General features: G+C 47.7%; 12 protein-coding genes. 5 read left to right on the top strand and 7 right to left on the bottom strand.

The window, feature by feature from the left end; all coding sequences use genetic code 11:
• Positions 1-36: 36 nt before the first annotated feature.
• On the bottom strand, positions 37-750 hold the full coding sequence (gene hutC / locus MHM94_RS16960; protein WP_045980439.1) for a histidine utilization repressor: 714 nt from the start codon (positions 748-750) through the stop codon (positions 37-39).
• Between the two features lie 116 nt (positions 751-866).
• Between hutC and hutI the strand changes: the two genes are divergently transcribed.
• Together hutI and MHM94_RS16950 are read left to right on the top strand one after the other, a co-directional pair.
• Positions 867-2,093: an imidazolonepropionase gene (gene hutI, locus MHM94_RS16955; RefSeq protein ID WP_235419182.1), complete on the top strand. Its 1,227-nt coding sequence runs from the start codon at positions 867-869 to the stop codon at positions 2,091-2,093.
• Between the two features lie 79 nt (positions 2,094-2,172).
• Entirely contained in the window at positions 2,173-3,897 is a 1,725-nt protein-coding gene (locus MHM94_RS16950) for an EAL domain-containing protein (RefSeq protein WP_235419183.1), read from the top strand.
• Here the strand turns inward: MHM94_RS16950 and MHM94_RS16945 are convergent.
• Both MHM94_RS16945 and rraA read right to left on the bottom strand, forming a co-directional pair.
• Complete coding sequence (locus tag MHM94_RS16945) at positions 3,894-4,946, bottom strand: formimidoylglutamase (RefSeq protein ID WP_235419184.1); 1,053 nt, start codon at positions 4,944-4,946, stop codon at positions 3,894-3,896. The two genes, MHM94_RS16950 and MHM94_RS16945, sit on opposite strands and share 4 nt — an antisense overlap.
• 8 nt (positions 4,947-4,954) lie before the next feature.
• Entirely contained in the window at positions 4,955-5,476 is a 522-nt protein-coding gene (gene rraA, locus MHM94_RS16940; protein ID WP_022946645.1) for a ribonuclease E activity regulator RraA, read from the bottom strand.
• A gap of 167 nt (positions 5,477-5,643) precedes the next feature.
• Between rraA and MHM94_RS16935 the strand changes: the two genes are divergently transcribed.
• From MHM94_RS16935 to MHM94_RS16925, 3 genes are all read left to right on the top strand, one after another.
• Entirely contained in the window at positions 5,644-6,168 is a 525-nt protein-coding gene (locus MHM94_RS16935; protein WP_235419185.1) for a phosphatase PAP2 family protein, read from the top strand.
• Positions 6,165-7,193 carry an MJ1255/VC2487 family glycosyltransferase gene (locus MHM94_RS16930; protein WP_235419186.1) on the top strand — a complete coding sequence of 343 codons (1,029 nt, stop codon included), beginning with the start codon at positions 6,165-6,167 and terminating at the stop codon, positions 7,191-7,193. Before MHM94_RS16935 ends, MHM94_RS16930 begins: the two co-directional genes overlap by 4 nt.
• A 139-nt stretch (positions 7,194-7,332) precedes the next feature.
• A complete protein-coding gene (locus tag MHM94_RS16925) occupies positions 7,333-9,213 on the top strand; it encodes a methyl-accepting chemotaxis protein (RefSeq protein ID WP_235419187.1) in 1,881 nt (626 codons plus the stop codon).
• 91 nt (positions 9,214-9,304) lie between these two features.
• Here the strand turns inward: MHM94_RS16925 and MHM94_RS16920 are convergent, their stop codons facing one another.
• From MHM94_RS16920 to MHM94_RS16905, 4 genes are all read right to left on the bottom strand, one after another.
• The gene (locus tag MHM94_RS16920; RefSeq protein ID WP_022946649.1) at positions 9,305-9,679 is read right to left on the bottom strand and encodes a DUF971 domain-containing protein; all 375 of its coding nucleotides are present in this window, start codon (positions 9,677-9,679) and stop codon (positions 9,305-9,307) included.
• A 51-nt stretch (positions 9,680-9,730) separates the two neighbouring features.
• Positions 9,731-11,059 carry an HslU--HslV peptidase ATPase subunit gene (gene hslU, locus MHM94_RS16915; protein ID WP_235419188.1) on the bottom strand — a complete coding sequence of 443 codons (1,329 nt, stop codon included), beginning with the start codon at positions 11,057-11,059 and terminating at the stop codon, positions 9,731-9,733.
• 11 nt (positions 11,060-11,070) lie between these two features.
• Positions 11,071-11,589 carry an ATP-dependent protease subunit HslV gene (gene hslV, locus MHM94_RS16910; RefSeq protein WP_022946651.1) on the bottom strand — a complete coding sequence of 173 codons (519 nt, stop codon included), beginning with the start codon at positions 11,587-11,589 and terminating at the stop codon, positions 11,071-11,073.
• A 154-nt stretch (positions 11,590-11,743) separates the two neighbouring features.
• Complete coding sequence (locus MHM94_RS16905; RefSeq protein WP_022946653.1) at positions 11,744-12,274, bottom strand: SPOR domain-containing protein; 531 nt, start codon at positions 12,272-12,274, stop codon at positions 11,744-11,746.
• Between the last annotated feature and the right edge of the window lie 13 nt (positions 12,275-12,287).

The following is a 12,287-nucleotide window of genomic DNA, read 5'->3' as shown; positions in this document are numbered from 1 at the left end:
ATAGGTTGTATATACAATTGGTTTTTATAAAATTTTTTAACTGCGTTTAGTGAATGTTAAATGGCCACCCAAGCGATATTTGCTGCCCGGAGATACAAGCCTAGCGAAGCTAACAATGCCTCTTTGTGACCAGGTGCGACGGATCACTTGTAAGCAAGGCTCTTCGTTATAGAGGTTTAACCACGTACACATTTGTTGGTTTGGAGTAATAGCCTCGACCGTATGTCGGGCCTCGGTCAGAGGGGCAACTTGAGATAAATACTCATGTGGCGTCAGGGTATGAAAATCCTGTTGCAGGTAGTTAGGTGCCAGCTCCGGGTTAACAAAGCGTTCTTCTACTTGCAGGGGCGCATCGTTTTCAAAGTGCACTAATACTGAGTGATACACCTGCTCGCCGGGCTCCACGCCTAGCGCAATAGCGATGGGGGCAACGGCATCAATGGACTCTAGGGTTACCGGCGCACAACTGTAACTGTGGTTACGTTCACGCACCTCATCGGCGATGTTACGGATCTCCAGCAGTGATGACTGTGATTTAAAACTGGCAACGAAGCTCCCTAAACCTTGGGTGCGAGTGAGTATGCCGGCATCGGTAAGCTCACTTAGAGCACGGCGTGCGGTCATGCGGCTGACTGCAAACTGCTGCGCAAGCTGGTTTTCTGATGGCACACGTTGGAACTCTTGCCATTGTCCGCTGCGGATCTGGGTTAAAATATGATCTTTAATTTGATGATACTTAGCTGACGACATGGGGGCTCCTAATCAATACCATCGCGGCACTTTGCACTGCCTTGGTTATTATGTAAACATGGCATAAATATCTTGTATATACAAGCTTAGCAAATTACTCATTAGGAGCACGTCTAATGCACGCGGATCACATTATAGTAGATGTAAATATCGCCACTATGGAGCCTCAAGGTGATGACCTTTATGGTGTTATCGAGCAAGGAGCCGTGGTCATGGGTGAGGGGGTTATTCAATGGCTTGGGCCGATGAGTGAGCTCCCAGAACTGGATTTATTAAGTATTCCTGTGACCTCGGCAAAAGGGGCGTGGGTGACTCCAGGGCTCATTGATTGCCATACTCACTTGGTGTTTGCCGGTAATCGTGCACGAGAATTTGAGCGCCGTTTGCAAGGAGAAAGTTACCAAGCTATTGCTGAGCAAGGGGGAGGGATTGCGACCACCGTGAGCGCAACCCGCGCGGCAGAGCCGGAACAGTTGTACGTTAGCGCCAAACAGCGCCTTGATGCGCTCTACGCTGAAGGGGTGACCACAGTAGAGACAAAATCAGGGTATGGTTTAAACCTAGCTGCTGAGCTAAAACTGCTGGAGGTCGCCAAGTTACTTGATAGCCATCATCCAGTATCAATTCAGAGTACATTTTTAGGTGCCCATGCATTACCAAAAGAGTATCAAGGTGACAGTGATGGTTATATCGACCTGGTATGTGAGCAGATGCTTCCTGAAGTGGCGGCCAAGAAACTGGCCAGTGCGGTAGATGTTTTTTGTGAGCATGTTGGTTTTTCTCATGCGCAAACGGAGCGGGTGCTTAAGGCGGCGCAGGATTTAGGCTTCAAACTTAAGCTCCATGCCGAGCAGCTCTCTAATATGGGCGGTACTGCCTTGGCTGCGAAATATCAGGCGTTATCGAGTGACCATCTTGAATACCTTGACGAACAAGGGGTTAAGGCAATGGCACAAAGCGGTATGGTTGCGGTGTTGCTTCCGGGGGCGTTCTATTACCTTAGAGAGAGTCAGTATCCACCGATAGAGTTGTTGCACCGTTATAATGTGCCTATCGCGATTGCCACTGATTTTAATCCCGGCACATCCCCGTTGTGCTCATTGCAGCTAATGATGAATATGGCCTGTACTTTGTTTCGACTAACACCAGCGCAAGCATTACAAGGTGTGACATGTCATGCGGCACGAGCGTTAGGGCTTGCAGATAGAGGTACGCTTGCACCAGGGATGCGTGCCGATGTGGCGTTGTGGGACATTGAACACCCCGCACAATTAAGTTACGAATTTGGAACCAAGCCCTTGAAACAACTGTGGATTCAGGGAGTGTTAAGCAAAACTTTCTGATCATGGGCGGCTAAATTATAAGCGGCTATACTTGGCTTATTAACAAGCGTCAGCCGCGTCAACAATAACGATAATAATCATGATCACCAGCATTCATTTGAGCGCCTTTATTAGCGGACTGTTTATGATGGCGCTAATCGTCAGCGTTGTTCTTGTCAGCGAGCGCCGTGATGGCTTAAGTGCGATGTTCTACTCAATCGCTGGGCTGGCCTATATCAGTGGCTATTGGCAAGTCGCCAGCGTCATTTTGTTAGGCGCTTATGGCGTTCGTTGTTGGCTTGTATACCGGCATCAAAATAAACGATTACTGCTTGGCAAGGGTGGGTTAGTGCTATTGCAGAGCTTGCTGATAGCAACGCACCTCTCTTTTGAGCTGCACAGCGCTTGGTTATGCATCGTCCCTTTGTTGTTGCAGCTTAGCGCTTATATGGAGCTGAGCTTTAGTGAGCCGGAAGTTGCATCCAACCAACAAGCTAATACACTTGATAACCACTCTCTCCCTATTATTTCTTGGCCGCAAGCGTTAGCGCAATATCAAGATTGGAGCGCCAATAATCGTGCTGATATCGCCTTGATCTTAGTGCAAATAGAAGGCTATGAGCCTCTTAACCGTCAGCTCGGGCAAGAATTCGCTGAGCTATTATTGATGCAAGCGTTAACGCGGATGAATCAAGTCATCGACCACCCGCAAGTGTTAAATCTCAATGTGCCGCGACGACAAGTGCAACAGAGCGCGCAACTTTTCCAAGTTGCTCCGCTGTGTTACGGCACCGTGGTGGTCTTTGACCAAGAGCGACACGTACATGAGCAAGTTGCTCAGCAGCTAGCCGATGCCGCTCAGCGGCCGTTCAATTCTCAGCAAGGTATCGTCGAGCTAAAACCACATATCGCTATCGTACAAGGGGCGAGTTCAGCATCAAGCCTTGATGACATGTTGCAGTGCGCGTTTAAAACGCGTGACTTTTATCCCGAGCAACGCATTAGTCATTACAGCGCTGAGCTAGAGCAGCAGGTGCAAGCCCACGAAGTACAACTGAAAGAGTTAGAAAAGGTCGATTTTGAGCAAGACTTTGTACTTTATTTTCAGCCTGTAATTGGATTGCCCAAACAAGAGCTCTTGTATGTAGAATTATTACTACGATGGCAGCACCCAGAAAAAGGGTTATTAAAAGCCGAAGAATTTATTGCTGATCTGCGAGCTGTAGGACGTGGTTATAAGCTGGCATTTCATGTGCTTGAACGGGCAGCGGAAATGGCCTTGGCATTAAAAATGGACGGGCAGCCGACCCCGATAAGCATTAACTTGTATGGTGAAGAAGTCTTGCACGATGAGTTTGTTGATTTTGCTGAGCGTATGGTACGAGAGCATAATCTTGCTCATGGCGATTTAATTGTTGAATGTCCTCTGCCAGTGCTTATGTCGCTGGATAATCGCGCTTTATCATTGTTAACTCGGTTACACCAGGTGGGGGTTCACGTTTGTTTGGATGGCCTTGGCGAAACGCCGCTATTTTTAGCGAAATTGCCGAAGCTTAAGCTAAGTTACGTCAAAGTAGATCCCGCATTGACCGAAGATGTTGATTACACCAGCGCCAACAAAGCGCTACTCAATGGCCTTATTGACATGCATCGCCACCTAAAGGCGCAAGTGATTTGCCAAGGTATTGAAACCGAAGCCCAGCTTAGCTATATCAAAGAGTTCAATGTGCAAGGCGCGCAAGGGTTCATTTTTACCCAGCCTTTACCATTAGAAGGATTATTAGGGTGGGGGCGACAGTGGCGTCACCAGCAATCTTTCAGCTAGCGTTGGTATCTTGCACGTAAAAAAGCAATAACTAAGGCAGTGAGAATTTGCCCAGCGGCATTTGCACCAGCGTCATAACCATTGGGGTCTTGCTCTGGAGCCGCTTCGCACAAATGAATGTACGCCAGCGCCGAAGTGCGTGCAGCGCAAAAGACATATTGCTCAGCTTCGCTAAGGCTTACACCTCGGTGATTAAACGCACTGGCTGGCGCGCAGGTAATGGCATCGACATCCAACTCTATGGCCAGTGGGCTATTAAGAGTAAAGCTGTGTAGGGCGCTATTCACCGACTCTGCTATTGATGTGGTCGTGGCTACTTTAAGAGCATGATAACTGGTATAGCTGGCGTGATGTTCATGCAGTGCGGCTAATATATCTTGGTTATTTTTCTGTTCATCCAGAGCAATGACATGGTAGCCCTGTAAATATCCCCGGCGTGCCGCGTAGTGAAAACCATTGCCACTGTGGCGTCCCTCAAGTGCACGAAAATCACCGTGCGGGTCTAGATTGAGCGCATTGATGGCGCAGCCGAAATGCTTGCTGCTTGCGCTCAGCAACGGGTAACAATTATTGTGACCGCCACCTATCACTATCGGGGTTAGTCCGGCCGCTAGAATAGCTGCTACTACAGGCTCGACTAACTGATCTATATTCTCACACAAAGCCCGTAGGCGCACCGTGTCGTCTGGATTAAGATTGTCCAAAGCTTGGCTTTGCAGCTGCAGCGCTTGGCAGTCTATTTCTCCTAGCAGGAGTGTGTCTTGTACGGGGGTAAATTCATTGACAGGAAGGTTTAAAAACTTTGATAAAAAAGCGCGAAAACCTTGTTGAGCACCGCCTTTACCTAAGTTTGCCCGAGGGCCTATATCTTCTGGAATACCAAGAATAACGTAACGTATGCCAAAGGCATAAGCATCTTTGAGGGCTTGACTGAACTCCAAACGTGTATCGATCAAGGCCATCGCCTGCCACACACGCTGTTCGCCGGAGCGAGCAGCCACTATGCCTTGTAAGCTCTGCTCATCATAAATAGTGACTGCATGGTTCATATAGTGGATTAATCCTCTAATACATCAAGTTCTTCGTCTTCGATGTACTCTAGCTCTAGCTCCTCGGCGGACAATATAATGCCGGTACTATCGGCATAAATATAATCATCTTCGTAGAAAGAGACCCCGGCAAAGTTAACTGGAATTCCTTCTTCACCCGGAGCGAGGTTGTCTGCGCCCACAGGAATTGAGGCAATCGCTTGGATGCCTAGCTCCAGTTCTTCAAGCTCATCAACATGGCGTACCGCACCATATACGATGATCCCTTCCCAATTATTCTCGACGGCCAGTTCTGCAAGCTCGATGTCTACCAGCGCGCGGCGAGTAGAACCGCCACCATCAACAAGCAGCACACAGTCAGTACCATCTTGTTGCAGTACCTCACGCAGCAGTTGGCTACTCTCAAAACATTTCACCGTTCTTATACGGCCGCAAAATGCACTTTGACCACCAAAATTAATAAACATGGGTTCAAGCACATCAACTACATCGGCAAAATGGTCGCAAAGTTCAGAAGTACTGTATTCCATTGGGCTCTCCTACGGGCACTTTTGCATCAAGTATACCTAGGTTATGGGGCTTAGCAAGCGAAGCGCAAGGTCATCGTGAGACGACATATTAGTGTCTAAAAAACGTCATGTAATTGTTATTTTCGCTCACTATAGTCAAAGTAAGTCAGCTAGTTAGGTGAAAGCGAATGATCTTATCGCACATAGATCGCATAGACAGGGCACTGTTTAAGGTGATATTTCGCCCGCGTTACCGACGCTGGTTACATCACTGCATTCGCATGACTTCACGTTCAGGAGACGGCATTTTATATGGGGCCTTTGCACTGTATTTAGTGGCATTTAGTACCGCGCAGCAACAGACGTTAGTGATGGTACTGCTGGTGGCTTACCTAATAGAGAGACCAGGGTACTACGCTACGAAAAACCTGTTTCAGCGTGTAAGGCCCTGTGATGGCGTGATAAGCCATGCGCATATTCGCCCAAGCGACAAATTTAGCTTGCCTTCAGGGCACAGCGCAGCGGCGTGGGTCTTTGCGACTGTAGTCAGCCACTTTTATCCACCACTAGCTATATTTCTTTATGCGTGGGCAAGCTTGGTAGCGTTATCGCGGGTGTTGCTCGGGGTGCATTATCCCCTTGATGTCGTCATCGGCTCGTTGATGGGTTACGGCTGTGCACTGTTAGCACTTATTATTACAGGGACTTTATGAGAATTCTTTATGGCGTTCAGGGCACAGGGAATGGCCACACCACACGCGCTCGGGTCATGGCCAAGGCATTTGCCAAGGCAGGTATTGAAGTGGATTACTTATTTTCTGGGCGCAGCAAAGCTGACTATTTTGATATGCAGGAGTTTGCCGACTTTCAGACGCGAACAGGGCTTACCTTTGTCACCGAGCGGGGGCGAGTCAATGGTTTTAAAACGGTTAAACAAGCGAAAATACGAGAATTTATCAGTGATATTCGTGAACTCAACTTACGCCATTATGATTTAATCTTTAATGACTTTGAGCCTGTTACCGCGTGGGCTGGGCGTCGGCAAAAAATTCCTGTTATTGGCATGAGCCATCAAGCTGCATTTTTATCACCTCACGTACCAGTGACTGGCGATAACCTCTTTACCAAAGCAATGATCCGCAACTTCGCTCCAGCGGATGTTTATCTCGGAGTGCATTGGCAGCCTTTTGACGATTCTATTATTCCCCCGTTTATTGAGCATGGCACTGCGGTTGATAGTGAGTATGTTGATAACAAGGTATTGGTGTACCTGCCTTTTGAGGAACTGGAGGAGGTCATACATTATCTCAAAGACTTCCCTGGCAAAGAGTTTTACTGTTATCACCCACACGCGCAAGACCAGTCACTTGCTCATATTCATTTGCGCCGCCCGTCTCGGGCAAACTTCCTGCGTGATTTGGCAAGTGCGAGCGGAGTTATAGCCAATGCCGGTTTTGAACTTGCCAGTGAAGCGCTTACATTGGGTAAGAAGCTTTTGCTTAAACCCCTGAACGGTCAATTCGAGCAATACTCAAATGCGTTGACGTTGCAGCAAATGCAGCGGGCGCAAGTGATGCACTATCTTGACCAAGATGCGCTCGAAGACTGGGTCAATATTGCGACCCACTCTCGGATTAACTATCCTCAAGATCCTGCGCCTTTGGTCGATTGGTTAGTACAGGGGCGGTGGCATCAGCGTAAAGGCTTAAATGAGCAGTTGTGGCACAACGTGTTGTAATTTTTGTTGGTTCTGGTCGCTTGATTAAGATATAACTGCCTTGATTTTAAGAAAAATCGACAAATTTTTTGCGACATATCATATATGGCGGCTAAAATTTGAAGATAATGGCGCTGCAGTTACTTAGAAGGTCAAAACCATGAACTTTATGAAAAAGCTCACGATTAAACGTCGTTTACAGTTAAATGGCGCAGTCGTAGCAACAGCTTTGCTGGTGTTATTCGCTGTAATTATCTATGAATCCCGCATAATGGGGTTACTTAACTCCACACTGGAAAATGCTGAAGAGCTCAATGTTCATGAGCTTACCTTACGTAAGCATGAGAAAAACTTTCTATTTTACAAGCAAGAACAATCATTGGATGAGTTCGCCAGTGAATATCAAGCGCTTGAAGCGCGGGTAGCGAAGCTGCGCAAGCAGTTTGTGACCCTCGATGGTGATACTCAGCTTATTGATAATTTCGCTTCACAGGCGCAGCAGTATCGTGATGACTTTAACAACGTCGAGGCTTTACAGCGCGAAATCGGTTTGCACCCGAAAGATGCACTTTACGGCGCTCTACGCAGCGCCGTACATGAAGTCGAAACTCTTCTTAAAGAGCGACAAAACTTTGAAATGCTGGCGCTGATGTTACAACTTCGCCGGGCTGAGAAAGATTTTATGTTGCGCCTTGATGTGAAGTATCTAGGGAAGTTTGACACCCATTTCAGCACACTGAAAAACAAAGTGCAGAGCGCGGGGTTTGATGCGCCTTATCGCACCAAGTTAATCACCCTCCTTGATGACTATCGCAGTAAATTTAAAAGCTTGGTTGATGCGCAACAACGCTTGGGCGTTGATTTAGAGTCTGGCGCGCTGGGGCAATTACGCCAGTCTGTTGAGCAAAGTGACAAGTATGCTCGCCAAGTGCTGGGCGCCACGAAAGAGATGATAGAGCAAGAGATGCGAGTGACTCAGATCACCGCTCTGACAATTTTAGTGATTGCTGCAATCTTGGTGGCGGCGCTGCTGACAATGACCAGTCGCGCTATTATTCAGCCAATTGATAGAGCGGTCAGTGCTATTACCCGTATTCGTGAGACCAATGATTTAAGTATTCAAATTGACACCCATGGCAATGACGAAATTGCTATGCTGACCAGTAATATCAATAACCTCACCGCCGGTTTTAGAGGGCTGATTTTTGATGTGAATAACGCCCTAGCGACATTGAACGCCGCAACAGAAGACTTAGCTAGCACCACCGCATCAACCAGCACTGGCGTACAAGAGCAGTTGCAAGAAGCTGATATGGTGGCCACAGCGGCCACCGAGATGCAGGCAACCATTCATGATATCTCTGGCAACACAGAGGAAGCTGCAAAACGAGCGCAAACAACTAATGAAAGTGCTTCTCAAGGGCGTCAGGAAGTGGATGCCACCGTATCTCGTATTGCCCAGCTCTCAGACTCGCTTGGCAATGCCTCTGGGGTGGTTGGTGATTTAGAAAAAGATGCTGACACCATTGGTTCAGTACTGGATGTTATTCGCGGTATCGCTGAGCAAACCAACCTCCTAGCGTTGAACGCTGCCATAGAAGCTGCACGGGCAGGTGAGCAAGGCCGTGGCTTTGCGGTGGTTGCGGATGAAGTACGTTCATTGGCGCAACGTACACAAGATTCCACACAAGAGATAGAAAATATTATTTCCGGCCTGCAACAGCGGACCCAACAAGTTGTGAGTATTATGCAACAGTGTCGCGACCAAGGAGGTGAGAGTGCAGAGCAAGCTTCTCGTGCCGGCGACCTACTGAGCTCGATTACCCAAGAAATTGAAACCATAATGGAAATGAGTACGCAAATCGCGGTGGCCATTGAACAGCAATCACAGGTTGCCTCTGAAGTGAATCAAAACGTGGTGCGTATTCGTGATATTGCTGAGCAAGCCAGCGGCCATGCAAGTAATAATGCCCATACCAGTGAGGAAGTAGCAGAGCAGGCTCGGGTGTTGCACGATGCCGTGGCTAAATACAAGGTTTAGAAAAAGCCGAAGACAGTAACATAATAAAAGGGGGCGAGAGCCCCCTTTTCTTTACTCACCCACCCTAGGTGATGATGGCAATGCACTTAGCTTAAGGCGTCACCTTAATCGCAATACTTGCATCACGCTGGGCATTCGCAGCTTTAAGTCGCGCCAAATAACTCTGCCAGAGATTATCTTTGTTGCTGGTCAGCTCGGCTAAGTAGCGAAAGCTGTATAAGCCACTGAGATGGCCATCATCAAAAATTAAGCGCACGGCATAGTGGCCAACAGGTTCGATTTTGTTGATACCAACATCCCGTTTGTTGGTAACGAGGTTTGGCTCGCTTTGATGGTGGCCTTGTACTTCGGCAGAAGGGGAGTGTACACGCAGGAATTCAGCACTGAGCTCGGCGCTATCGCCATTGTCAAAGTGAATGTCTAAGGTTTTTGAACGCTGATGATAGTGTAAGGTTGTTATCAACATAAACCAGCCTCAGTAAAAAGGGCTTGGGTGGAGTTGCCCAAGCCCATGCCGTTATAAAATAAAGCGGCTTAGGTCTTCGTCTTGCACCAAGTTACCCAAGTGCTGATTGACGTACTCGCCGTCAATGGTAAGACGTGAGCCTGCCTTATCGGAAGCATCGAAGGATATTTCTTCCATCAATCGCTCCATGACTGTGTGTAGTCGACGAGCACCAATATTTTCTGTTTTTTCATTCACTTGCCATGCTGCTTGAGCAATGCTGTCAATGGCATCATCGGTGAACTCGATGGTGACTTCTTCGGTATTCATAAGCGCGATTTGTTGCTCTGTTAACGAAGCATGCGGCTCAGTCAAAATACGCTTAAAGTCATCGGCGCTGAGGGCGTCCAACTCAACTCGGATCGGTAAACGACCTTGTAGTTCAGGGATTAAATCTGAGGGTTTAGCCATTTGGAATGCACCAGAAGCAATAAATAGAATATGATCAGTTTTCACCATACCGTGCTTGGTGCTCACACTTGAACCTTCGATAAGCGGCAGCAGGTCACGTTGTACCCCTTCACGGCTTACATCTGGGCCATTTGCTTCACCGCGCTTACAAATTTTGTCTACTTCATCCAAGAACACAATACCGTGTTGCTCAACGGCTTCAATAGCGAGCTCTTTAACATCTTCAGGGTTAACCAGTTTGGCGGCTTCTTCCTCAACAAGTAGCTTAAAGGCTTCTTTAATCTTCAACTTGCGCTTTTTGGTTTTGCCGCCGGACATGTTTTGGAACATGCTCTGTAGCTGGTTGGTCATTTCTTCCATGCCGGGCGGTGACATGATTTCAACATTAGGCGCTTGCTCAGCAACATCGATTTCAATTTCTTTATCATCGAGCTGACCTTCACGTAATTTCTTACGGAAACTTTGGCGGGTACTGTTATTTTCACTCGGTTGTGACTCGCCCCAGGTGTCTTTAGCTGGTGGCAGTAATGCGTTTAAAATACGTTCTTCTGCAGCTTCCTCAGCACGGAAGTGGTGTTTTTTCGCCTGCTGCTCACGAACCATCTTAATGGCGATATCGACAAGATCGCGGATAATAGTCTCTACTTCTTTGCCAACATAGCCAACTTCAGTGAACTTAGTCGCTTCTACTTTCAAAAAAGGAGCATTAGCAAGTTTGGCTAATCGGCGTGCTATTTCAGTTTTACCCACACCGGTTGGGCCGATCATAAGGATATTTTTCGGTGTTACTTCCGGGCGCAGGCTCTCGTCAAGCTGCATACGGCGCCAACGGTTACGCAGGGCGATAGCCACCGCTTTTTTAGCATTGCTCTGACCAATAATGTGTTGATCAAGCTCGTGAACGATTTCTCTGGGAGTCATAGCTGACATGGCAGCTCCTTTTACAATTCTTCGATAGTTTGGTGGTTGTTGGTAAATACGCAGATATCGCCAGCGATTTTTAAGCTGCGTTCAACGATTTCACGCGCACCAAGCTCGGTGTTTTCTAGTAATGCAATTGCGGCTGATTGGGCAAAGTTGCCGCCGCTACCAATCGCAATTAGGTCATGTTCAGGCTGTACCACATCGCCATTACCAGTAATAATCAGTGAGGTGGTTTCATCAGCAACAGCAAGAATGGCTTCGAGTCGCCTTAAGGCTCTGTCACTGCGCCAATCTTTGGCCATCTCTACAGCGGCTTTGGTTAAATGCCCTTGGTGCATCTCTAATTTACTTTCAAAACGCTCAAAAAGGGTAAACGCATCGGCTGTACCGCCTGCAAACCCGGCGATCACTTTACCGTTGAAAAGACGACGCACTTTACGCGCGTTGCCCTTCATTACCGTGTTGCCGAGCGAAACTTGGCCATCGCCGCCAATAACAACCTTGCCTTCACGGCGTACAGAAACGATTGTGGTCATGTGTGTCCTTATACCCAGTCTGGGTGTTTGTAACTGTCTAATAGCGAGGAAATATGGGCATGAAAAAGGGATTTCAAGGTAAACTTGCAATCCCTTTATGTGATTTGCTGTGCCTGCTTGGTTATTTACATGGCGATAACGGCTTTCGCTTTGCCTAATTCCACAACCAGATGCCACAGCCCATGATTTTTGCCTGACGCTTAAGCTTGTTCTTATCGCTCTCTGCGCCGCGCTTGGTCGGATAGGGGCCTAACCGTACTCTAAACCAGACGCCATTGCTGCCTTCAGTGCGCCTGATTTCTGATACTAGCCCGACAAAGGCTATTTTGGCCTTGAGCGTTTCCGCCTGTGCATAGGTTCTAAATGACCCGCATTGCATTTGATAAGGGCCTTTTTGCTCAATTTCTTTGACCTCAACCTCTATCTCGGCTTGCTTTATTTCATTGATAAATTCGGGCGTTTGCGGCTTTTTAATTTCTGGCTTGGAGGCGCTTGGTTTCTGCTTAACTTGCTCAACAGCCTCAGGATCAGCATTGGTTTTTATATACCAGAGGCCGTAAGCGAAGCCGGCGAGTAACAAAATGGCCAAAGCAATAAGCACAAGCGGCAGAGGCTTTTTTGCTGGGGCTTTTTTGTTCTTACCACGCTGAGGTCGTTTGCGATTTATATAGTCGTGCTGCGCCATAATTGTTTTTGTG

The sequence above is a fragment of the Pseudoalteromonas sp. CNAT2-18.1 genome, from assembly GCF_022347865.1.
GTDB lineage: Bacteria > Pseudomonadota > Gammaproteobacteria > Enterobacterales > Alteromonadaceae > Pseudoalteromonas > Pseudoalteromonas ruthenica.
This window is presented reverse-complemented; position numbering and strand designations above follow the sequence as displayed.

Excerpts from the sequence above, each read along its gene's own strand:
- MHM94_RS16950 (WP_235419183.1), top strand. The coding sequence starts at position 2,173 with ATGATCACCAGCATTCATTTGAGCGCCTTTATTAGCGGACTGTTTATG.
- hutI (WP_235419182.1), top strand. The coding sequence starts at position 867 with ATGCACGCGGATCACATTATAGTAGATGTAAATATCGCCACTATGGAG.
- MHM94_RS16945 (WP_235419184.1), bottom strand. The coding sequence starts at position 4,946 with ATGAACCATGCAGTCACTATTTATGATGAGCAGAGCTTACAAGGCATA.
- hslU (WP_235419188.1), bottom strand. The coding sequence starts at position 11,059 with ATGTCAGCTATGACTCCCAGAGAAATCGTTCACGAGCTTGATCAACAC.
- MHM94_RS16930 (WP_235419186.1), top strand. The coding sequence starts at position 6,165 with ATGAGAATTCTTTATGGCGTTCAGGGCACAGGGAATGGCCACACCACA.
- MHM94_RS16905 (WP_022946653.1), bottom strand. The coding sequence starts at position 12,274 with ATGGCGCAGCACGACTATATAAATCGCAAACGACCTCAGCGTGGTAAG.
- rraA (WP_022946645.1), bottom strand. The coding sequence starts at position 5,476 with ATGGAATACAGTACTTCTGAACTTTGCGACCATTTTGCCGATGTAGTT.
- hutC (WP_045980439.1), bottom strand. The coding sequence starts at position 750 with ATGTCGTCAGCTAAGTATCATCAAATTAAAGATCATATTTTAACCCAG.
- MHM94_RS16935 (WP_235419185.1), top strand. The coding sequence starts at position 5,644 with ATGATCTTATCGCACATAGATCGCATAGACAGGGCACTGTTTAAGGTG.
- MHM94_RS16920 (WP_022946649.1), bottom strand. The coding sequence starts at position 9,679 with ATGTTGATAACAACCTTACACTATCATCAGCGTTCAAAAACCTTAGAC.
- hslV (WP_022946651.1), bottom strand. The coding sequence starts at position 11,589 with ATGACCACAATCGTTTCTGTACGCCGTGAAGGCAAGGTTGTTATTGGC.
- MHM94_RS16925 (WP_235419187.1), top strand. The coding sequence starts at position 7,333 with ATGAACTTTATGAAAAAGCTCACGATTAAACGTCGTTTACAGTTAAAT.